This window comes from Enterococcus sp. LJL90 (genome assembly GCF_056924355.1).
In genome coordinates this window covers 573,447-595,448 of sequence record NZ_JBXPBQ010000001.1, presented here as the reverse complement: position 1 = coordinate 595,448, position 22,002 = coordinate 573,447, and the positions used below count along the sequence as shown (strand labels likewise).

26 protein-coding genes and 1 other RNA gene are annotated in these 22,002 nt (G+C 41.7%); 6 read left to right on the top strand and 21 right to left on the bottom strand.

The annotated features are described in order from the left end of the window. Positions 1–203: 203 nt before the first annotated feature. The 7 genes from dtd to AC1Z3S_RS02645 form a co-directional block, all read right to left on the bottom strand. Positions 204–650: a D-aminoacyl-tRNA deacylase gene (gene dtd, locus AC1Z3S_RS02675; protein WP_461739065.1), complete on the bottom strand. Its 447-nt coding sequence runs from the start codon at positions 648–650 to the stop codon at positions 204–206. A gap of 252 nt (positions 651–902) precedes the next feature. After that, positions 903–3,116, bottom strand: coding sequence for a RelA/SpoT family protein (locus AC1Z3S_RS02670; protein ID WP_265456241.1), 2,214 nt, complete (start codon positions 3,114–3,116; stop codon positions 903–905). Between the two features lie 265 nt (positions 3,117–3,381). Further along, on the bottom strand, positions 3,382–4,050 hold the full coding sequence (locus tag AC1Z3S_RS02665; protein WP_461736995.1) for a hypothetical protein: 669 nt from the start codon (positions 4,048–4,050) through the stop codon (positions 3,382–3,384). A gap of 2 nt (positions 4,051–4,052) precedes the next feature. Beyond that, the gene (locus AC1Z3S_RS02660) at positions 4,053–4,802 is read right to left on the bottom strand and encodes a 16S rRNA (uracil(1498)-N(3))-methyltransferase (RefSeq protein ID WP_461739064.1); all 750 of its coding nucleotides are present in this window, start codon (positions 4,800–4,802) and stop codon (positions 4,053–4,055) included. Between the two features lie 3 nt (positions 4,803–4,805). After that, positions 4,806–5,750, bottom strand: coding sequence for a 50S ribosomal protein L11 methyltransferase (gene prmA / locus AC1Z3S_RS02655; protein WP_461739063.1), 945 nt, complete (start codon positions 5,748–5,750; stop codon positions 4,806–4,808). Positions 5,751–5,770: 20 nt separating this feature from the next. Continuing rightward, positions 5,771–6,244 carry a DUF3013 family protein gene (locus AC1Z3S_RS02650; RefSeq protein ID WP_461739062.1) on the bottom strand — a complete coding sequence of 158 codons (474 nt, stop codon included), beginning with the start codon at positions 6,242–6,244 and terminating at the stop codon, positions 5,771–5,773. After that, positions 6,241–6,870, bottom strand: coding sequence for a DNA-3-methyladenine glycosylase (locus tag AC1Z3S_RS02645; protein ID WP_461739061.1), 630 nt, complete (start codon positions 6,868–6,870; stop codon positions 6,241–6,243). The genes AC1Z3S_RS02650 and AC1Z3S_RS02645 overlap by 4 nt, the downstream gene beginning before the upstream one ends. Before the next feature lie 148 nt (positions 6,871–7,018). Here AC1Z3S_RS02645 and AC1Z3S_RS02640 point away from each other — a divergent pair, with 148 nt between their 5' ends. The 4 genes from AC1Z3S_RS02640 (at position 7,019) to AC1Z3S_RS02625 (ending at position 9,577) form a co-directional block, all read left to right on the top strand. Then, positions 7,019–8,302: a replication-associated recombination protein A gene (locus AC1Z3S_RS02640; RefSeq protein ID WP_461739060.1), complete on the top strand. Its 1,284-nt coding sequence runs from the start codon at positions 7,019–7,021 to the stop codon at positions 8,300–8,302. 76 nt (positions 8,303–8,378) lie between these two features. Beyond that, positions 8,379–8,572, top strand: a non-coding RNA gene (gene ssrS / locus AC1Z3S_RS02635) — 6S RNA. A 71-nt stretch (positions 8,573–8,643) separates the two neighbouring features. Then, the gene (locus tag AC1Z3S_RS02630; RefSeq protein WP_461739059.1) at positions 8,644–8,925 is read left to right on the top strand and encodes a hypothetical protein; all 282 of its coding nucleotides are present in this window, start codon (positions 8,644–8,646) and stop codon (positions 8,923–8,925) included. Positions 8,926–9,103: 178 nt separating this feature from the next. Continuing rightward, positions 9,104–9,577: a universal stress protein gene (locus AC1Z3S_RS02625; RefSeq protein WP_461737002.1), complete on the top strand. Its 474-nt coding sequence runs from the start codon at positions 9,104–9,106 to the stop codon at positions 9,575–9,577. A 105-nt stretch (positions 9,578–9,682) separates the two neighbouring features. Here AC1Z3S_RS02625 and add read toward each other — a convergent pair whose 3' ends face one another. The 14 genes from add to AC1Z3S_RS02555 form a co-directional block, all read right to left on the bottom strand. Then, a complete protein-coding gene (gene add, locus AC1Z3S_RS02620) occupies positions 9,683–10,681 on the bottom strand; it encodes an adenosine deaminase (RefSeq protein ID WP_461739058.1) in 999 nt (332 codons plus the stop codon). A 144-nt stretch (positions 10,682–10,825) separates the two neighbouring features. After that, positions 10,826–12,010: an acetate/propionate family kinase gene (locus AC1Z3S_RS02615; RefSeq protein ID WP_461739057.1), complete on the bottom strand. Its 1,185-nt coding sequence runs from the start codon at positions 12,008–12,010 to the stop codon at positions 10,826–10,828. A gap of 19 nt (positions 12,011–12,029) precedes the next feature. Further along, a complete protein-coding gene (locus AC1Z3S_RS02610; RefSeq protein ID WP_461739056.1) occupies positions 12,030–13,028 on the bottom strand; it encodes a class I SAM-dependent methyltransferase in 999 nt (332 codons plus the stop codon). A 156-nt stretch (positions 13,029–13,184) separates the two neighbouring features. Next, entirely contained in the window at positions 13,185–13,532 is a 348-nt protein-coding gene (comGG, locus tag AC1Z3S_RS02605) for a competence type IV pilus minor pilin ComGG (protein WP_461739055.1), read from the bottom strand. Next, positions 13,501–13,980 carry a competence type IV pilus minor pilin ComGF gene (gene comGF / locus AC1Z3S_RS02600; RefSeq protein ID WP_461739054.1) on the bottom strand — a complete coding sequence of 160 codons (480 nt, stop codon included), beginning with the start codon at positions 13,978–13,980 and terminating at the stop codon, positions 13,501–13,503. Before comGF ends, comGG begins: the two co-directional genes overlap by 32 nt. After that, a complete protein-coding gene (locus tag AC1Z3S_RS02595; RefSeq protein ID WP_461739053.1) occupies positions 13,946–14,257 on the bottom strand; it encodes a hypothetical protein in 312 nt (103 codons plus the stop codon). Before AC1Z3S_RS02595 ends, comGF begins: the two co-directional genes overlap by 35 nt. Then, positions 14,238–14,696, bottom strand: a complete 459-nt coding sequence (comGD, locus tag AC1Z3S_RS02590) for a competence type IV pilus minor pilin ComGD (protein ID WP_461739052.1) — start codon at positions 14,694–14,696, stop codon at positions 14,238–14,240. Before comGD ends, AC1Z3S_RS02595 begins: the two co-directional genes overlap by 20 nt. Continuing rightward, the gene (gene comGC, locus AC1Z3S_RS02585) at positions 14,683–14,985 is read right to left on the bottom strand and encodes a competence type IV pilus major pilin ComGC (protein WP_461739051.1); all 303 of its coding nucleotides are present in this window, start codon (positions 14,983–14,985) and stop codon (positions 14,683–14,685) included. Before comGC ends, comGD begins: the two co-directional genes overlap by 14 nt. Continuing rightward, positions 14,982–15,995, bottom strand: a complete 1,014-nt coding sequence (gene comGB / locus AC1Z3S_RS02580) for a competence type IV pilus assembly protein ComGB (protein WP_461739050.1) — start codon at positions 15,993–15,995, stop codon at positions 14,982–14,984. The genes comGC and comGB overlap by 4 nt, the downstream gene beginning before the upstream one ends. Continuing rightward, the gene (gene comGA / locus AC1Z3S_RS02575; RefSeq protein ID WP_461739049.1) at positions 15,992–16,957 is read right to left on the bottom strand and encodes a competence type IV pilus ATPase ComGA; all 966 of its coding nucleotides are present in this window, start codon (positions 16,955–16,957) and stop codon (positions 15,992–15,994) included. Before comGA ends, comGB begins: the two co-directional genes overlap by 4 nt. Positions 16,958–17,005: 48 nt before the next feature. Beyond that, positions 17,006–17,650, bottom strand: coding sequence for a tRNA (guanosine(46)-N7)-methyltransferase TrmB (gene trmB, locus AC1Z3S_RS02570; protein ID WP_461739048.1), 645 nt, complete (start codon positions 17,648–17,650; stop codon positions 17,006–17,008). Positions 17,651–17,904: 254 nt separating this feature from the next. Further along, entirely contained in the window at positions 17,905–18,702 is a 798-nt protein-coding gene (locus tag AC1Z3S_RS02565) for a phosphotransferase family protein (RefSeq protein ID WP_461739047.1), read from the bottom strand. 221 nt (positions 18,703–18,923) lie between these two features. Further along, the gene (locus AC1Z3S_RS02560; RefSeq protein ID WP_461739046.1) at positions 18,924–20,141 is read right to left on the bottom strand and encodes an ABC transporter permease; all 1,218 of its coding nucleotides are present in this window, start codon (positions 20,139–20,141) and stop codon (positions 18,924–18,926) included. A gap of 15 nt (positions 20,142–20,156) precedes the next feature. Further along, on the bottom strand, positions 20,157–20,906 hold the full coding sequence (locus tag AC1Z3S_RS02555) for an ABC transporter ATP-binding protein (protein ID WP_461739045.1): 750 nt from the start codon (positions 20,904–20,906) through the stop codon (positions 20,157–20,159). Between the two features lie 166 nt (positions 20,907–21,072). On the opposite strand from AC1Z3S_RS02555, the gene AC1Z3S_RS02550 reads away from it, so the two are divergent. Further along, on the top strand, positions 21,073–21,498 hold the full coding sequence (locus AC1Z3S_RS02550) for an HIT family protein (protein WP_265456279.1): 426 nt from the start codon (positions 21,073–21,075) through the stop codon (positions 21,496–21,498). Further along, positions 21,499–21,879: a YtxH domain-containing protein gene (locus AC1Z3S_RS02545; protein WP_461739044.1), complete on the top strand. Its 381-nt coding sequence runs from the start codon at positions 21,499–21,501 to the stop codon at positions 21,877–21,879. The last annotated feature ends 123 nt before the right edge of the window (positions 21,880–22,002 follow it).

Here is a 22,002-nt window from a genome sequence, read left to right as displayed (position 1 = left end):
TCTTCACAGAGAAAACCATTATTTTCATGAAGGAAAGTAACTAGGGAAATAAAGAAAATAAAAATAACAGCTCCCACAGGCAAATAAAAAAAGAATTTCTTTTATTCAATAGGACTTCTGCAAAATTTTCAAAAATAAATAAATTTATGCCGACCATTTTTTCAACCATAGTTTCAAAACTATTTTAGAAATACACGAAAAAATTATTTTTCCCTCGTGTCAATAATGATTGTAACAGGACCATCATTGGTCAGGCTGACCTGCATATCAGCGCCAAATTCACCAGTTGCTACTGGAATGCCAAGCTCCCGCAGTCCCTGATTAAACGCTTCGTATAGCGGAATCGCCAGCTCTGACCGGGCCGCTTTGACAAAGCTAGGTCGATTGCCTTTTTTCGTATCTCCATACAACGTAAATTGCGAAATGCTCAAGACAGCTCCGCCAATATCTTGAATACTGAGATTTAACTTGCCCTGATCATCAGAAAAAATTCGCAACTGGCTGATTTTTCTTAACAGATAGCCCACGTCATCCTTCGTATCCTCTTCATGAATTCCCAATAAAACCAGCAAACCCTGTTGAATTTCGCCGACCATCTGTTGCTGGATTTCCACCTTAGCTTGACTAACTCTTTGAATTACTGCCTTCATCTTTTCACCTGCTTTTTTATTTTTTCCTAATAAAAAAACTGCGACATAAGTTAAAACAGGCGGGAAATTTGCAAGCCCTCAGCTTTAAAGGCTGATTACTATCAGACATTTGTGTTTGAGCCTCTGCTGATAGACAGGAATCCTAACGCAATAAGCCTACAGACTCAGGTAGTCCTAAATAGCTATAATAAAGTTTGCAAATTTCGACTGTTAAATTCTTATGTCACAGTACTGTTGTGATACCTACTGATTTTAGCCGTTCGTCCGGCGCACGCTGTACACATCTGGTACGGTTTTAATTTTATCGACAATTGATTTCAGATGACTCAGATTTTGAATGGCAATCGTCAAATGGATAATCGCCATCTTATCTTTAGTCGGCTTCGCTTCGACGCTGACTAATTTTTTCGTCATTGAGCTGACGGTTTGTAAGACATCGTTTAACAGACCATCCCGGTTGTAGCCGTAAATTTCTAAATCAGCATCATAATCTTTAGTAAGATTACTAGTATCTTCCCACTCAACTTCAATTAGTCGTTCGACAAAATCGTCTTTGCTTTTCACATTGGAACAATCCGCTCGATGAATCGAAATGCCGCGACCTTTGGTGATATAGCCGACAATTTCATCGCCGGGAACGGGATTACAGCAGCGGCTGATACGAATCAAGAGATTTTCCACCCCTTGAATAACAATCCCGCCTTCGTGACGAACCTTCATTTTTTCCGGTTCTTTTTTAGTTGGCTGATTGATTAACTCTTCAACCTCTTGCCGTTGTTTTTCTTTTTCCTTTTCCCGCCGCTCTTTTTCCGTCAGGCGATTGGTCAAGGTCATGGCACTGACTTCACCATAGCCGACAGCGGCATATAAATCATCTTCACTTTGGAAATTAAAGCGTTCCAAGGCCTCCGACATTTTGGCCTTCGAGAGAAAATCTTTTGGCTGGAAGCCTAAATCATTCAGGCAACGATAGACCGCATCGTGGCCTTTGGTAATATTTTCTTCCCTATCTTGGGTTTTAAAGAAGCGTTTAATCTTATTTTTGGCCTTGCTAGTGGCCACCATTTTCATCCAGTCACGGCTTGGGCCAAAGGAATTCGGTGAAGTTAAAATTTCAATGATGTCGCCATTTTTCAATTTATAATCCAGCTGAACCATTTTGCCATTAACCTTGGCACCGGTTGTTTTATTACCGACATCCGTATGAATGCTGTAGGCAAAATCCAACGGACCCGAGCCTTTCGGCAGCTCGGTAACATCGCCTTTTGGTGTAAAGACATAGACCTTATCACTGAAGATGTCTCCTTTAACTCCCTCCATAAAGTCAGAGGCGTCATAGCTTTCATCCTGCAGCTCAATTAATTCATGGAACCAGCTCAATTGCTTAGACATATTATCCGGCTCAACTTGGTCAGTCTTACCTTCTTTATAAGCCCAGTGAGCGGCGACCCCGAATTCGGCAATTTCGTGCATTTCCTGCGTCCGAATTTGAATTTCAATCGGATTGCCTTTAGGACCGATAACCGTCGTGTGCAGGGATTGATACATGTTGGCTTTCGGCATCGCAATATAATCTTTAAAGCGGCCGGGCATCGGCGTCCATTGGGTATGAATCGCTCCTAAGACGGCGTAACAGCTCTTAATCGAATCGACAATCACCCGAATAGCTAATAGGTCATAAATTTCATCAAATTGTTTCTTCTGGTCCTTCATCTTGCGGTAAATCGAATAAATATGTTTGGGACGGCCGTAAATCTGGCCGTAAATTTCCAATTCCTCTGTCGCTTTGCGGATTTCTTCCACAGTATCAGCAACATAGGCTTCCCGCTCTTCCCGTTTCGATTGCATCAAATTAACAATTCGATAATACTGCTTAGGATTTAAATAGCGTAAAGCGGTATCCTCTAGTTCCCATTTGATGGTGCTAATCCCCAAACGGTGAGCTAGAGGCGCGTAAATTTCTAAAGTTTCTTGGGCAATGCGCCGCTGTTTATCTTCCCGCAAATGTTTCAAAGTCCGCATATTATGCAGACGGTCAGCTAGTTTCACCATGATAACCCGCAAATCTTGGGCCATTGCCATCAGCATTTTCCGGTGATTTTCCGCCAGCTGCTCTTCGTGGGATTTGTATTTTATTTTACCGAGTTTAGTCACGCCATCGACTAGCATAGCCACATCGGCGCCGAATTCTTCGGTTAAATCCTCTAGAGTAACCTCGGTGTCCTCCACCACGTCATGCAAAAAACCCGTGGCTACGGTATGAGGATCCATATGTAATTCCGCCAATAAGCCGGCGACTTGAATCGGATGAATAATATAGGGCTCACCTGATTTGCGAATCTGACCTTCATGGGCCTTGGTCGCATAATCACACGCCTTTTGAATAAAGGCCACATGCTCATCAGACATGTAGCTGGCTACTAATTTAACAACGCCAGGCCCCGTCATAATTTCTTCTTTTGGCATCGTGATTCCCCCTTGATAAAATTAAAAGTGGGGCTGTGACATAAGCATCTACTGAACCAATATTTCCGAACAATTTCCTCTTAAACTACCTGAGAAAAAAACTTTTATCGCAACAGCTCTTAAAACCACCGTTGCAAAATAATTAAAGTTCGGAATTTTGGTAAATGACTTATGTCACAGCCTCACTTCACTAGCAAACATTATACAAACTTTCTGTCTTTTTTTCAAGAATCCCCGGCTAAAGCAGAAGATTCATGATAACTTCTTAATCTAACTCTTCTTCAAAGGTAATCGCTTCTTGTAAATCAATTTTGTCAAAGTGATTGACACCGATATGATTGACACCATTATGAAGCATCATTTTAATTTGCCCGGTAGTCGGATTTTCCAAATTAACCTGCAGATGCAGGGCCGCATTGGCGCTTAAATTCCAAATATTGGCATCCAGATTGGCCTCTTCAGTTTCTAAGCCTTTTCCCAAAGAAAAATGATACTGATGGTGTTCTCTGATAAATTCCATCAGCGTAATTTTTTCCTCGACCTGATATTGCTGGCTGTCAATTTGAAATAAAATATCCCCCCAGCCAGCAGCTAAGTCTGTCAGTTCCTTCAGATACTCAGAAACCCGATTAAAAGGATTTAACAGGCCAGTTGGATTTAAGCTGACTTCGACAAAGTCAGCCCCTTTTTGAAAGCTATCCGCAATTTCAAAGGAGACTTTGGCATCGGTCCCTTGCGCTAACGGATAATCAACGACCGCCCCAACAGCAATCCCCGAGCCGGTTAAAAGCTGCGCCGCCCGATTAACCTGCCAAGGCAACACCAAAATTTTTTTCAAAGGGGTTCGCTCCAAATACAGCAGTCTTTCCACCAGCTGCTGGTCAGTTTGGACAGCATCCAATAAACGCACCGTGATAAAATCAGCTAAATCCATCTTTACTCCCCTTTCAATTCAAAATAAAAGCTGGCAGCGCTCAGTAGATAAAGCGGCGCTGTTTCCGTGCGTAATATCCGGGGGCCTAAGCCGCAAAGAATTCCGCCGGCCGCGGTAAATTTTTCAATTTCCGCGGGTGCCAAGCCGCCTTCTGGTCCAAAGATGGCCAGCACCTTTTGGCCAGCCACAGCTTGTTGAAAAGCCTGAACTAAATGACTTTGCTCCCCCTTTTTGGCGCTTTCTTCATAGGCGATCAAAATCAAATCATAGTCACCTAAACGCTTAAAAATGTCCTCCGCTTTTGAAAACAGCTGAATCTCAGGGACGATTTGCCGCTGTGCTTGTTCTGCTGCTTCTTGGGCAATTTTAGTCAGCCGCTGCTGCTTTTTAACGATTTTTTTTTCGTCCCATTTGACCACCGAAGCCTTCGCTGGAAAGCCGATAAACTGCGCTGCCCCCAACTCCGTGCCCTTTTGGACAATCCATTCCAGCTTATCGCCTTTTGGATAGCCACTGGCAATCGTAATGTCAATTGGCAGTTCTTTAGCCTGTTCTTCTTTATATAATTCTTTTGCCAGCACTTGATTTTCAGTTATCTCGACAATTTCGGCTACCACACTGATACCGTCACTGAAGACCACAAAAATTTTCTCTGGTGACTTCATCCGCATCACGTGGACAATATGATGATAGGCCTCACCGGTTAAACTTACGGTTGGTTGATAGGTTGCTTCTACAAAATAACGCTGCATACTCTAATCCTCAGTCTTTTTAATAATCATAGCGTACCAATCTTTTTGCTGGAAGACTTGATCGACGACAAAGCCCACCTCTGCTAAAGCAGCAAAAATCAACGCTTTTTTATCTTCAATGATGCCAGAAATAATCAAGGTACCACTAGGCTTCAATAAACGAAAAGCATCCGGCAGCATCAAGACGATAATGTCCGCCAAAATATTAGCCACAATAACATCTGCTGAAATTTCAACATCTTTTAATAAATCATTGGCAGATACTTTGACATCAACAGCGATTGGATTCATGTCCATATTTTCTTGAGCCGCTCGAACTGCCACCTCATCCAAATCATAGGCGTAAACTTTTTCTGCCCCTAAATATTTACTAGCAATACTTAAAACCCCTGAGCCAGTGCCAACATCTAACACCATTTCGCCGCCTCTTAAAACCGTTTCTAACGCTTCTAGAGTCAGACGAGTTGTCGGATGCGTTCCTGTGCCAAAGGCCATGCCAGGATCCAAGGTAATAATTTTTTCCTCAGGATGGCTGGCTTGATATTGCTCCCAGCTGGGAACAATCGTCAAATAGCGGCTAATGCGGACTGGATGATAATACTTTTTCCAAGCAGTCGCCCAATCACTTTCGGCCACCTCATTGACGGAAAGTACATTTTTTCCGATTGCCAAACCAAATTCGGGTAATTTTTCGATGCTGTCTTTAATAAACGGCAGAATTTCCGGTAAAAAGGTTGTCTCAGGAAAATAGGCCATTACCAGCGCCCCCTCCGTCAAATCCGTGAAATTTTCCCGTTCAACAATTTCGCCGTAGGGATCTCCTTGATAAAAATCGGCATCGAGAGCATCCTCAATCGCTACTCCACTGGCACCGGCCTCCATCATAATATTTGAAATTGCTTCCACCGCTTCACTAGCGGTTTCAACTTTGACTTCATTCCACTTCATAATTTTGCTCCTCGCAGTTTTTAGTAACTTGGATACGGCAGGAAGGTTGCCAATTCTTTGGCATATTTTTCAACTTCCTCAGAAAAAGCCTGTTCATTCCAGTGCAGCTCAAAGACCTCTGCTTCACCAGCTAAAAAGTCGAGCAGTTCGCCTTGCCCCTCATCTAAAATAATTTGCAGATAATCCACTAGGCCGTTTAAAAAGGCAATACTCAAGCCTTTTTTGCCTTCATAGGGAAAAGCTTTCAGATAATCCTCTGCTTGATAGCGGCTTTTCTCAGGATTAAATAATAAAATGCCATCTTCAAATTCAATGACCTCTTCTTCTGAAACGACTCCATCGGCATCATCAATTGCCTGACCCTCAGTATTTTCAGCATATAAGCGGAACAAAATCTCAATCGTATGATTTTTAGTATCCCAATCTAAAGCGACTTCGTAATCGCTAATTGTTTCCAACCGTTCATCTAAATAATGTAAAAAATCTTTTTTCATGTTTCTTTCCTCCAGCCAAAATCTTCAGCGACTTCGCTTTTCTTTTGTTTCGTAATATAAGGATTGCCTTTGACTACATAGCGCAAGGGCAGCTCGGTCCAAATCCCTTTATTTGGTATCCCAATCCGGGGTAAAGAAATAATCTCTTTAGGAATTTTTTGTTTTTCAGCATCTAAATACAGGGAACTGGTAAATAAATTTTTACCGTATAATTCCTTCTGAATGCCTAGCGCCTGCACTAATTTTCCCGGACCATTAGTTAAATCCGGACCATTGACACCGTGGCGCTTTTCAATCATCAGCGGTAGTCCGACCACTGGCTGCAACCCCCGAATCATGACCCCTTGGGGAATTCCCTCCGCTTGAGTAATGATATTTAAAATTAAATGGGTGTGCATCGTATATAAATAGATGCTACCGGCGGCTTGATACATCGCCTGGACTCTTGGCGTTTGTCGCATACCAAAGCTGTGGGCCGCTTGGTCATCCGGTCCCAAATAAGCCTCCACATCGACTAAGTAGCCCGCTAAAATTCCTTGGGGCGTTTCGTGTACCAGATATTGACCCAATAATTTTTGGGCAATTTCCTCTGTGCTTCCTTGAAAAAAATCTGCTGTTATCCTCATCTGTCTCACCCTTTCTATCATACACAAAAGCAGCCGGGGTTGCCATTTATTCCGCTGATTCTTTTTACGTTAATTTCAATGAAGCATTCATGAACAAAAAGCTTGGGCGTGCTATACTGGTTTTAGCAACACGTCAGGAGGAATACTTATGCAACAGCCCCTTGCCTATCGCATGCGGCCCCGCAATTTAGATGAAGTGGTCGGTCAGCAGCACTTGGTTGGACCCGGGAAAATTATTCGCCGCATGGTGGAGGCCGAAATGCTTTCTTCGATGATTTTATACGGTCCCCCCGGCACTGGAAAAACTAGTATCGCCAGTGCGATTGCCGGCTCGACACAATATGCCTTTCGCATTTTAAATGCTGCAACAGATACCAAAAAAGATTTGCAGATTGTCGCTGAAGAAGCCCGCATGAGCGGCACCGTCATTTTATTATTGGATGAAGTCCATCGCTTAGATAAAACCAAACAAGATTTTTTGCTGCCCCATTTAGAGAGTGGTCGCATTATTTTAATCGGCGCCACCACCGAAAATCCTTATATTACAATTAATCCGGCGATTCGCAGCCGGACGCAGATTTTTGAAGTTAAACCACTTCAAGAAGACGATATTCAAAAAGCCATCCGCCTAGCCTTGGCAGATAAAGAACGGGGTCTGGGGGAGTATCCAGTTGAGCTGGATGAAAATGCCCTGCTCCATCTATCAAGAGGCACCAATGGCGATTTGCGCAGTTCATTAAATGCCCTAGAACTGGCGACCCGTTCGACACCGAAATCTGAGGATGGCATGATTCATTTGACCTTAGAAATTATTGAAGAATGCCTACAAAGAAAAGCTCTAACCCACGATAAAGATGGCGATGCCCATTATGATGTGATTTCCGCCTTTCAAAAATCCATTCGCGGCAGCGATGTCGATGCTGCTTTACATTATCTAGGCCGGCTGGTGGAAGCCGGCGACCTGCCGATTATCTGTCGCCGCTTGATGGTAATTGGTTACGAAGATATCGGACTCGCCAATCCTGCCGCTGCGGCCCGCACCGTCAACGCTGTCTTAGCAGCCGAACGACTGGGCCTGCCGGAAGCCCGCATTCCACTTGCGGATACCGTAGTTGATTTATGCTTGTCACCAAAATCAAATTCAGCCTATGTTGCTTTAGACGCCGCCATCGGTGACATTCGAGAAAATGGCGCCGGCGATGTCCCCGACCATTTAAGAGACAGCCATTACAAAGGCGCTAAAAGCTTAGGGCGGGGCATTGATTACCAATATCCCCACAATTTTGAAAATGCGTGGGTCGATCAAGAATACTTACCAGAACAATTCAGACAGGCACAGTACTACCAACCAAAGAGCACCGGCAAATATGAACAAGCGCTAGGTCAACAATACCAGCGTATTCAAAATTGGAAAAAGACCGGCAAAAAATAATGATAAAGCGCTTCAAAAAATCTAAACAGTTTGATTGCACTTTTAATTTTCCTATGCTACTATATATCCATAGATAGGAAATCTGTGATGTTCGAATTATCCTTTTTGTGTGTTGACCGAACATTTTTATTGATATTTCGGGATCCTTCTTGTGTCGAAGTTGGTAACATGCCTTCTCTTTTGGTAGTTCGAGACCTAGACCGTGGAACCCACCTGCTTAGATTGCGGGATCAATACTACAGGATGAACAACGGCATCGACGGATCTAACCTAAGAATAAAGCAATTTGCTTCGGCAAGTTGCTTTTTCTATTTCTCAAAAAAATTTAGCGAGGCTCTTTCATGATTCTGATTTTATTAGGCATAGTTGCCGCATTTTTATTATTGATGGCATTCTTTTTAATCAAAAAAAACCGTAGCTTTTTAGCGCTGATTGGCGACTCCAGTGCCAGTTTGGCTTTTCTCAAACAAAGCGGTCTGATTTTTATTATTTTAGCGGCCGGCAGTCTAGCTATTGGGTTTTTAAACAGTAAATTTTGGGCAATCCTTTACTTAGCTGTGATAATTTTTTATTCTGGCATTTTTAGTTTAAGCCTCTCAAAAAAAATCAAAGACAAGCCGTAAATTTTAATGCCCTTTCAATTGTCGGAAAAGCCAATTTGGTCTAAAATAGAAGTGTCAGGAGAGTTATTTTTAGAGCTTGCCCAGCTGTCTAGCTTTTCTAATTTTCTAGTCAACAGTAATCTGGCAAATTTTTTCAAGAACTCAACCGCAGAAAATAAAAATGAAGAGGAGTGATTCCATGTTACAGCAATATAGTAAAATTATGGTGGCCATCGACGGATCGTCAGAAGCCGAACTAGCCTTCAAAAAGGCTGTCAACGTAGCGAAACGAAATCAGGCCAAATTATTATTGGCCCATGTCATTGATACCCGTTCCTTCCAAACTGTTTCATCTTTTGACGGATTATTGGCGGAGCAAGCCACTGAAATGGCTAAACAAACCCTGCAGGATTACAAAAATGAAGCCAATAAAAATGGTATCACTGAGGTTGAAACGGTAATCGAATACGGTTCGCCAAAACCGATTATTGCCAAGCAAATTCCAGAAGACCACGCTGTCGATTTAATTATGCTAGGTGCTACCGGCTTAAACGCCGTGGAAAGGCTATTCATCGGCTCTGTCTCTGAGTATGTTATCCGCACTGCATCCTGTGATGTTTTAATTGTCCGCACTGATTTGGCCAATAAACTACCTGAAGACACAGAAAAATAATTTTTAACAAATAAAGAACTAGCTAAAATCGGCCTTGGACAGATTTTAGCTAGTTCTTTTATTCTGGAGTTTTAATCTAAAAAAATTAATTGCGACAATTAAAAATTATACCTGATAGCCCTTGGTAATTTTTTCAGCCAATTCTTTTTTCACAGCTTCAGCGGCAAAGCTGTGGGTCAAGGCCTGCAGGTTCAATTGCTGCATCTCAGCCTGCGTTAAAGCGAAATGCTCGACTAAAAATTGATATTCCTGCGTCAAATTAGTCTGGGAGACACCACGGTTGTCGGTGTTGATGGAGCAAAGCAGACCACTGTCAAAAAATTGCCGAAAAGGATACTCGGCAATACTGGCAACCGCTTTGGTCTGCAAATTACTGGTGGGACATAGCTCGATTAAAACCTGTTGTTCACGACAAAAATCCTGAGCTGCTACATCATCTTTAATTGCCACCCCGTGACCAATTCTTTTAGCACCTAATTGAATACTCTCCACCACGTTGCGGGGACAACCGCATTCACCGGCATGCAAGGTAATCTGCAAATTATGCTGTTTGGCAAAGGCTAAAAAATCACCAAATTCCGCCGGCGGATAATTGGCCTCATCACCAGCGAAATCCACCCCGACGACTTTTTCTTTAACGCTATCTGCCGCCGCTTGAAACACCGCTTGATTGACCGCTGTTTCATGATGACGCATGCCACAAATTAATAAATTGACGTGGATATCAAACAGCGCCTCCCCCTGTTTTACTCCAGCAGCGACTGCTGTAATAACCTCGGCTAGCGATAATCCTTTTTCCCGATGCAATTCCGGTGCAAAACGAATTTCTAAATAGCAAATATTTTCACTAGCGGCTTGCTCAATGACATCGATTGCTGCTAATGTTAGATTTTCGGCCGTCTGCAAAAGAGGCAAAACAACATCAAAGCAACGAAGATAGTCGGCTAAGCTCTCGCAGTTTTCCGGTACCACAGCTTCTTTTACGAGAGCTTGCGGCAGGCCCGCTTGCTCGGCTAATTTTTGCAGCAGCTTTTGACTTAAGGACCCATCTAAATGACAATGCAGCTCAACTTTTGGTAATTGTTGCAAAATTTCTCTTTCCACGGCCAGCCTCCTGATAAATGTTTTCTAAATTTTTATCATAATTTCTAAGCAGAGGCAACAATTTTGACTGATTTTTAATTAAAGACAAACAAAAAAGCTGAAGCCGCTCATTACAAGTCGGCCTCAGCTTAAAATTTCTAATGATTATTTTCTTAAACGTTCAACATCACGGGCAATCATTAATTCTTCGTCTGTTGGAATCAAGAGCACTTTCACTTTTGATTCAGGCGTTGAAATAACTAATTCTTCGCCGCGTTTAGCATTTTGTTCAGGGTCGATTTCAGCACCAAACCAGCTCATACCATTGATTACTTCTGCACGAACATGGGCATCATTTTCACCGATACCGGCAGTGAAGACAATCGCATCAACGCCGTTCATGGTTGTCACATAGCCACCGATATATTTACGAATACGGTCAGTGAAAACATCATAAGCTACTTGCACTTCTTCTTTATCAATGTTTGCTTCTAAATCACGCATGTCACTAGACAAGCCTGTCAAACCAAGTAAACCTGATTTTTTATTTAAGACATCGACCATTTCATTGATGTCGATATTTAATTTGCTCATCAAGTAAGGTAAAATTGCTGGATCTAAATCACCAGAACGCGTTCCCATCGTTACGCCAGCTAGTGGTGTGAAGCCCATTGATGTGTCAACAGATTTTCCGCCATCGACAGCCGTAATAGAAGCACCATTACCAAGGTGAGCCGTGATAATTTTTAGTTCTTCGATTGGTTTACCTAACATTTCAGCCGCCCGCTCAGAAACATAGCGATGACTAGTTCCGTGGAAACCATATTTACGGACTTTAAAGTCGTTGTAATATTCCATTGGTAAGCTGTATAGGTAATTGTGTTTTGGCATAGTTGCATGGAAAGCCGTATCAAACACTGCCACTGAAATAATTTCTGGCAAAATTTTCTTGAAGGCTTGAATTCCCATTAAGTTAGCGGGATTGTGCAACGGTGCAAATTCAGATAATTCTTGAATGTTTTTAATGACTTCATCATCAATCACAACAGAATCGCTGTACATTTCGCCCCCGTGAACCACGCGATGGCCAACTCCGGTAATTTCATCGTAGGCCCCTAAAATGTTTAATTCGATTAATTTGTCCAATAACATTTTGACTGCGACTTCATGATCGTTGATATCAGTGATTTCTTCGTACTTTTCACCTTCACCGTATTTGATAGTAAAGATTGAATCGTTTAAACCAATTCTTTCAACAATTCCTTTTGCGACGACTTCTTCAGTTGGCATTTGGTATAATTGCCATTTCAAACTTGAACTTCCAGCGTTAATTGCGATTGTTTTAGACATTGTACTCTCCTTATGTTGTTTATAAATTTAAAGACTCCCAGTCTTTGAATTTCTCAATAAATTCGGTCATGCTTTCAGCATTTTTTAGTGAACCAAGATTCGCCAGTAAAACTTCTGCTTGCTTGGCCCCTGTTCCCCGTTTTTGCAAAATAACAATACTCTTACGGGAATTAGCACTGGTAAATAAGTCTGCCGGCAACTGAATCATGCCCTGCAGATAGACCTCGTTTGCCAGCCAATTTTTCAGCTGCGGTCCTTGTTCTGTTTCTAAAAAGTTGGTCGGTAATAAAAACAGGCCAAAGCCAGCTTCTCTGACATATTTCATGCTTTGCTCTAACAAAAGATGATGGGCAAAGGTATGACCTTCTTTAACACCGACAGTAAATTCCTGCGCCTTTTGATCGTTAGGATAATAGCCGATTGGCAAATCGCCAAAAACAGCATCGACGGGATCAACTAGTAAATCCTGCAGTGCATCTTGATGGAAATAAGCGACAGATTTTTTTAAAAAATCTGTATTGGCAGCGGCTACACTTAAGAGCGTTTCATCAATATCGACACCAAAAACCGTAATCTTTTTGCCTGCTGTTTCAAGATTTGACACCACGGTTAATAAAAGATTGCCTAAACCAGAGGCGATATCCAACAGTCGCAGATTTTCTTGGGGCAAGAGCTGCTGCACTAAAAAGACAAATAAAAAGCCAATGCTGTCTGGCGTCAGTTGATGATTCGCCTGAAGCGGTTCTTTTTGCAAGCCTTTTAATAAAACCAGTTGGAAAACTTGCCGCCATTCCTCAGCGCTTAAATCCAGTTTCTTAAGATTTGCATAAGCTGTCTCTAAAATAGCCACGACTTCCGGTGAAGGCTGGTTATCAATCACCCGAACTTGAAAATTATCGTTAAAATTTTCAACCGTTTCGCTATAGGCTTCGAGGAAACTGAGCTCCAGATTTTCCGCCAAAGCGCTAACTGCCGCCTCCATTTGATTAAAAGCCGTTTCAATTTTTTCAAGTTCCAAAATGACGACCTCATTTCTTGATTATAACACCTTGTTTACCTGTACAATTTTAGACAAAATTTGTGAAATAATCAATCCTTTTGTTAAAAAGGTTTTTTGTGAATTTCCGCACAAAAAAAGAAGCGAATAGTTCCTGCAACTCGCTTCGCTTCTGTATTAATTTTTGATAAAATCTGTATCTCTTAAAGCCTCTTTAAAATCATAGCGATATTTTTTTACCCGAACCGTTAATTCCAATTGTTGCCCCTCTTTAAACTGGACTGTCCCACAATTATAGACCACGGGATTTTCAGAAAAATCCACTCCCTCATAATATTCATACAAAAAAAGTTCTTTCATGGTTCTCGCTGTATAAAAACTGCGGATATTTTGAAAATCTGCTATTGTGGTCTGATAATCGGCAGTTAACCACAGCAAGCAACTGGAAAAAAGAAATGCTAGCAACATCGTGCTTAAGAAGACACCGCCGTGATTAACTGACTTGCTGATATTTTTTAAGTACATAACTGCCTTGGCTCTCTTTACCATCTTGGAACAACACCTTAAATTCGATTTCTCCTTCTAATACCGTCATTGTCAACTGCTTGACGCTTGTCAGCAGTGGTTGTGTGCCTTGGTTTTTCTTTGTTTTGTCAATCCGCTCATTTCGGTAAGAAATAGTGAAGCTGGGGTCTTTGTCATAATTTCCCGGTAAAGGATCTGAAAAAGATAGCTGATGATTGCTTAAAGTCAGAGTCTGCAGAGGAGCGGCCTCTTGCTCCAGCTGAAATAAAAAAGTATAAAACTCCTGTTGATGATTGGTGGGAAACTGTTGGGATACCCCTTGACTCACACCAACTAGCAGTGAAAATAGCCAGCAAATACCGCTGGTAATCAGTAAAGCAATCAGACACTCCAACAAGGTAAAGCCTTTAGAATTAAAATTTTCGAAAAATTTCAATTTTTTGGCCATAGCCCTCCACCTCAGCTTTAATTTGGTTTCCTTGTTTAGCAATCTGATAGACAACTTGCTCTTTTTCTAAGACAGTTGGCACCTGTTCTAAGCGGCAATTCCGAGCAGTTTCGCTATCTAAAACTTGATAAAGTTCGACCGATTGGTTAATTGTCTGCGTTTTTTCAAATAAAAAAACGACTTGCGGCAAAAGAGTAAAGATAATCAACCCCATCACCAGTAAACTAATGAGGGCCTCAAATAGGATGTAGCCTTGATTAGCTGATTTTTTTAACATATTTGCCGCTCCCTAGTTGGAATTGATAGGTTATCACTGTCGACCGTCCGGAAAGTTGAAAGGAGAATTTCAACATATCGGTATTATTGCCAGTCGCCTCCTTAAACAGCATGCCTTTTGTCGAGACACCAGCCTTTGGTATAACACTATCAGGAATCGTCAGTACCTTTTTGACTTCCAAAGAGCCTTTGTCCATATTTTTATGCCAAAAATAAAATTCCGCCTGGGCCACATCTTCTGTAATCTTCGTTGGACTATTTTGGGTAATTGCCGCCTGCTGAGTAGAGGTTATCAATCGTTCAAATCGTTGGAAAAAAATCTTCTCTTCGACATTTCGCTGCCATTCAGCCAAACTCAAACTGGGCAAGAGAACAAAAGCCGTGACAACGATTAGTGCAATCAGACTTTCAATCAAGGTAAACCCTTTATTTATCGCCACCTTTTGTGATCACCTCTTGATATTTATCCCATTGCTTTTGTGTTAGATAATCCGGCACCATCTCTTGCTCATTGGGAGTCACCCCGTCATTATTCAGCTTGTACAATTCAATTTGCGTCTTGACCACCTCAACAATTGCTTCATCGCCACGACTTGTTATATCTTTGCTATGATTACTTAAATTCGGTGCAAAAAGCAGAATTAACACGCCAATGACAAACATCACAATGAGCATTTCTATTAGCGTAAAACCTTGATTCCACTGACTAATTTTCCTCACTTGGTTCACAACATTCCACCTCCTAGATTGCCATAAATTGGCAGTAATAATGCAGCGTAAAAAATAATGATTAGGACAGCAACAAATAAATATATGAGGGGTTGAAGCCAGACAAAGAGTTTTTCAACGTCTTGGAAAAACTTTTGCCACAGCCACTCGCTATAGACGATTAATTCAGCTCCTAGGTTGCCCTTGAGGCTGCCCCGCTGCAAAATGCTACTGAGTTCAGCTGTAAAAAAGGGCAGAGTTTGAAGCGGTAGTAAATAGCCCTGACCTTTTTTCATCTGCTTTTCCAAGAAGGCAGCTAAATCCTGCATCAGATTTTTTTCTTCAGCACTTTTCATGCAATCGATAATTTGCCGCATTTCTAGTCCATCACGAAAAAGCTTGCCCCATTCCAAGGCAAAAAAACTGGTGATATACAGGCGATAATATTTTTTAACAAAGGGCAATTTAGCCATAAATTTTGCTTTTGTTATGGCTGACTTATTCTGAAAATAACGGCGGACTCCCAAAAAAATACTCAAACTCACTAGCAGCAGACCCAACAATCCAAAGGGGAAATAATTCAAAAAAAGAATGGCAAAATCTTCACTAGCAACCAGACCGCTATCCTTCAATTGAGGTAAAATCACTTGTCGAAAGGCAAGCAGAATAAGCAGTAAAAAACTTAATAAAATACTAGGATAGGTTAATGTTTTTCGCAGCTTTTGCTGTTGTTGCTCCAGCATAGTCAGCTGGTTGGCGATATTTTTAAAGGTGCTGGTCAAGGTGCCCGATTTATTGGCGAGGCGAATTTGCAGGACGATTTCCTCTGAAAAACCATTTTGCCGAAAAATTTCATGAATCGCGGTTCCCCGCCGCAGTCGCTTTTGAAACGCTTGAATAAAACTCTTTTCAAAAAAAGCCCCCTTTTTCATAAAAGCGAGGGCTTCATTGATGGAAAAGCCCTGAGCCAACAAATCCGCCAGCAGCGCCACAAATTTTTGTCTTTGTCGCTTATGGGACTTTGCTTTCATTTCCCCCACTCCTTATGATAGTCAGCAAGTGCTTTTTCAAAAGGATAATCTAGCGTTATTTGCTGCTGTTTGTAAAATTGATAGCCGCATACAACCGCCGGCTCTCCTTGCTGGAGGTACATTTCTTGGTAGCTGATTCCCTGCAGACACTCCTTTAGGTCAAAGGGATTTCCACTCAGCTCATTCATTCTGGTTGAAATATTGGTCAGGCTGCGGGCATGAAGCGTGGCAAAGACAAAGTGGCCCGTCAGCGCAGCCCGAATAGCTGCTTGGGCTGTTATTTGATTGCGGATTTCCCCGATAATCAGTAAGTCAGGGTGATGCCGCAGAGATAGTTCAATTAAAGCATCATAATCTTGATCGATTTTTTGATTGATTTGCAGTTGTAAAAAGCGAGGCTCCTCAATTTCTACTGGGTCTTCAATGGTAATCACCTGACCGCTAAAGCTACTAGCGATTTCATACATCAAGGTCGTTTTGCCACTGCCAACCGGACCGCAAAAAAGATATAAGCCTCTTTCACAGATAGCCTGCTTCAGTATCTGGGGCAGTTCTTTTTGAGCATACCGGCTAACTTGATGTCCTTTACGGAAAAGCAGGCGGATTGCCAAACTTTCCCGTTGCCGGTAATCTCCCATTGTCGTTAAACGCAAACGTTGACGAAAATCCTCCAGCTGATAAGTGAAACTACCTAATTGGCCCCGCCGCTCTTCGCCGACATCCATCTTCCCCAAATATTTAAAACGGCTAATCACTTTACTACCGTCAGAAAAGGCAACCTTTTTAAACAACGTGCTTTGATTGGCTTTTCGATATATTATTTTGTAGCGGTTTTCCTCGGGATAGAAACTAATATCCTGCCAACCCTGCGCTTGGGCTAAGCGAATCAGTTCGCCGGAAAATTTGGCGACATCCATCTTCTTCACCTCAATAAAACATACGCTGGAAAGATTTTTTGCCACGAAAAAAACCTGCTGTTAAGAAAATTTCTCAACAGCAGGTCCTTATTCTTATTTTTCAGGAAAATGAGCTTCCACGCGATATATCCGCTGACCGCGACTTGAAAATTTCTCTTCATACTCGGTCATAATATTGTCAGCAAAATCACTTTGATGCAAATCCAACCAGACTTGATCGATAATCATGCCAAATTGGGAAAAACTGGCGAGGGAATATTCAAAGAGCCCTTGATTATCGGTTTTAAAATGAATTGACCCGCCGGATTTTAAAATTTCTTGATCTACGGCTAGAAAGGTCTTAAAGGTCAGGCGTCGCTTTTCATGGCGTTTTTTTGGCCAAGGATCTGAGAAGTTTAAATAAATCTGATCCACTTCTCCGTCAGCAAAATATTCCGTCAAAGCGGAGCCATCGACATGCAGCAGCTGCAAATTCGGCAAGGGTTCGGCTAAAAGCTTATCCAAAGCAATCGAAACAACACTGACCTGCATTTCAATGCCAATATAATTGATTTCTGGATGCGCCTGAGCCATTCCATAAATAAATTGGCCCTTACCGGTACCAATTTCAATCTGGATTGGCTGATCATTGCCAAAGCGTTCATGCCAGCGGCCCTTCCATTCTGTTGGATTAGCCGGCACAAATTCCGGGGCGTTGGCCACCATTTCACTAGCGCCCGTCCGATGTCTTACTCTCATTTGTTTCCTCCATTAAAAAATCTCTTTAAATAGTTTTCAAATTCTCAAAATTTGCCGTCAAGCAAGCTGTTATTTGGTAAGTGTTAAAATTAAAATTTGTTTACGAGCAAATTTTTGCAGCAAAAAAGCTGTGACGCTGAAAGTACCTGCCAGCTCTATACATCCGATTGACCTCAAGACATTCGGATGTTCAGATAGCTGGCCGCTTCAGCCATTCAATCACAGCTAACTCTAGCAGACTTATGTCAAAATGTTCAGCGGTTAAGCTCACAATCACCGCTAAAAAATCGTTTCAATTGTAAAATGACTTCTCGAGATCGCTGTTCTTGTCCCTGTAGTACAAGGCGCTTTATCTCATTCATCGCGCTGAGGGAAGCGTACCAGTGAATTTTCTCTAAATTTTCATCGTTAGCCTGTAAGCCATAGGTTAACAGCCACTGGGTCCATTTAGTAAAGGGCACATATTGTCCTAAAATGGTGCCGATATCCAGCGCAGCATCGGAAAACATCACAGAATCCCAATCCACCAAATATAAATAATTACGGCAGACAAGCCAGTTGCGGTGATTGACATCGCCGTGAACAACTGTAATATCCTTGCGGCGAAACGCCGGAATATTTTGTTCTAAATAGCTTTTAACCTGCTTTAAAAAAGGATTGGTGTAAAAAACTGCTGGTAATTCTTCTTCAAATTCCCAGAGCAATTCTTGGGAGCTTTTGACTTGGCCGCCGATTTTTTTTAGCATCGACTTTAATGATTTTGATTGGTGCAAATGATACAACACATCAATCACATCATTGCGGGCGCCAATTTCCTCAGCTGAAAGCATGTGGCCATCCAGCCATTCCTGCGCAGTCAAAACATCCCCCGAGCCGGTCCGCTTAGTCCAAACTAATTTCGGAGTGATGCCTTCTTTGGACAAGGCAGCTAACATCGGCGTGGTGTTACGCTTAATGAATATTCGATTTTCTTGATTGATACCCACATACGTTTCACCGGTTGCCCCTTTAATCGGCAACATCGACCAACCAGGCTCTAGCTGAAATTCCATGCCTCTACCCCTACTTCGTTCAACATTTTTAAACCAAAAAATTCCCGACAAACAGTTTTTGTCGCGTACCCATTATTTTAATTCCATCAGATAGCGCCGTCAAGCACATGTATGTTCGTTTTTATAATTTTCACAGAAAAGCAAAGGGAACCCAGTGACTTCCCCAAACGAGCGACCATCACTAAGTTCCCTATTTTTACAAAAATTGACGCTGAATTGTCTTAATCCTGCATCTTCTTAATTCGACTTGGAATATAAAATTTCACAAACAAGAGGACCTCTGCTAACAACAAGACAAAAGCTAGCAAACTGTCTAAAGAAATTCCTAGTACAATAAAATTAATCCCCCCAAAGACGATGGCGGCAAACAATAATAAGCCGAAAATTAATTTTTCTAAGGCGCTTTGCTGCTGTTTTTTCGACACAGGATACAGATGAGTCAAAATCATATATTTAAACTGATTGTACAGAGGAATCATCTGAAACCCAATCAGATAAATAAACAACAGGGCGACTCCGGTAGAAAAATAGAAATCATCTAAAAAGGCTAATAAGATGCCCCCAATCACTACTAGACGCAGATACAATCCGCTAAATTCAGATCCCCGCATCATCCGTCTAGCATACAGATAAATATAAGTATTGCCATGGGTTTTGCTGATTTTATTTAAAATTGGATCGAGATATTTGCGGCGTTTAACCGTCCCGGTAATCTCCGGCACATCGGTAAAGAGATTGATAAACTGATAAATTCGGTGGACACGATTTTTTTCGGTGAGCACCATTTTTTCCCAGTCCAATGGTTCTAGATTACGGCTAAAATACAAATGCCAAAAAGCCATAACACCTAACCCGGCGCAGATGACTGCTAACCAAGGGGTAACAAAAATCCCCAGAAAAATACTGATTAAACTTAAGGTCAGCCAAATCAGATTGACATTAAAATTCGTCCTTTGGTCATGTTGAAACAAGCGGTAATACTGCAAAATTAACTGACAGATTTTTAAGAGCCACAGTGCAAGCAGATACCAAATGAAATTACCCAAACCTCGCTGAGTACTGATGACCAACAGCGGCATCGTAAAGCCGGAAATAAAGAGCAGCAGGATAAAAGGTAAGATACAAGAATAACGCAGACTGCGAACAAAATAACTTTTTAACGCCCGTTCTTTGGGCAAGAGAAAGACCATATCGGCTTCTTGAGCCAGCGTTGCCAAGCTGCCAAAGTGCAAACTTGCCAGCCATAGAATTCCCACAAAAACAGAAACTAGCCACGAGCCCTGCGGCACACTGCCTAAAATCTGTGAGTAGTACAAGGATAAACCGCCTAATAAAAAGAGCAACACAATCGTAAAATGATCATTAAAAACATAGCGTAAATAGCGAAGCATCCGCTTTTGATGCCGCCCTAAACGGACTGAAAAAAATTCTCCCATCATAAATTTAAGCCCCCATTAAACGCCAGCGCTAGGCTGCGCTGCTTCTTTGGTTAAAGCGACATAAATTTCATCAAGAGAAGAATCCGGCAGATTAAATTCCTGCCGCAGTTCCGCCATTGTTCCCAAGGCGCGAATTTCGCCATTGTGGAGGACGACAAACCGGTCACAATATTTTTCAGCCGTTGCCAAAATATGCGTTGACATCAAAATCGCCGCTCCGTCATTACGCATTTGATCCATTAATTCTAAGAGGGCATTAATCGCCAACGGGTCAAGACCTAAAAAGGGTTCATCAATAATATACAAGCTGGGCTCAATTAAAAAAGCACAGAGCACCATCACTTTTTGCTTCATACCTTTGGAAAAATTAGCTGGAAACCAGTCTAATTTATTTTCTAAACGAAAAGTTGCCAATAATTTTTCTGCTCTGGTAAAGGCCACATCTTGAGGAATATCATAGGCCATTGCCGTTACTTCAATATGTTCCCGCAAGGTCAATTCTTCATAGAGAGACGGAGTTTCAGGAATATAGCCGATTTTTTTACGATAATCCTCCGGTTGTTCTCTTAAGGTCAAGCCGTCGATTTCAATTTTACCTTTAGTCGGCGTTAACAAGCCGATAATATTTTTAATTGTGGTACTCTTACCGGCTCCGTTAAGACCGATTAAGCCAATCATTTCACCATTATTTACTTCAAAACTAATATCTTTTAATACAGGAATCGGGCCGTAGCCGCCTGTTAAGTCTGTAATCTTTAACGTCATTTCTTTTGCCTCCAATTTTCTTATTCCCATTATACATGATGAAGTTCCTTTCGGGAAAAAGGAATTTTTCAATTGCCGCGATTTATGATAAAGTTATGGCAATCAGTTTTTTAAAAAGCTGCTGCCCCAATCTTTGCGGCCAGCAATTTGAAGGAGGAGTTTTACGATGGAAAATTGTATTTTTTGTAAAATCGTCAATCAGGAAATTCCCAGCTATAAAGTCTATGAAGATGATCAGGTCTATGCATTTTTAGATATTACCCAAGTAACTAAAGGCCATACTTTGGTCGTGCCTAAACAACATGTGAATGACTTATTTGAATATGACGAGGCTTTGGCAGCTGCTGTGTTTTCCCGTCTACCTAAAATTGCCCGGGCAATCGAGCAGGCCTTCCCTGAAATGCAGGGCCTAAATTTAATCAATAATAATAAGGAACTGGCTTATCAGTCGGTTTTTCATTCCCATGTTCATTTGATTCCCCGCTATAGCAAGCAGGATGATTTTTCAATTCACTTTGGCAACAATCAAGATAACTATACTTCTGAAGAAATGGCAAAAATTGCCCAAACTATTCAAGAGCAGGTGAACTAAATGTTAAAAAATTTTGCAAAAGGCTTATTGTTCGGCGCAGCAGCCGGCGCAGTTGGCGGTTTACTGCTAGCCCCCAACAGCGGCAATGAAACCCGTCGAAAAGTCCGCGACAGCTTAGATGAGATGACTGATTTGACGATGGAGGTCAATGATAGCTTAAATAATTTTAAAGACGCCTTAGCCACCACCATCGCCACTGCTGAAGAAATAATTCCAGCTGTCCAAAGCGGCATTGAAAAAGATGTGCGGCAATTTCAATTTCAAGCTGAACCGCGGGTGGCGCAAATTATGGAGCAGCTGGAAAAAATCCAAAAAGGAATGCCCCAAGACTCTGCTTCTTCTATTAAAACAGTCAAGAAAGCAGAAGTTATTAATGATTAACGATTAAAATAAGAAGATTTACTAACTTGTGAGCAATATAAGCGGAAAGGCTATTTCAAGCCTTTTCCGCCTTTTTTTGTTGACATAACAGCGCCTTCTAAAAAAATTCATATATTATTTTTT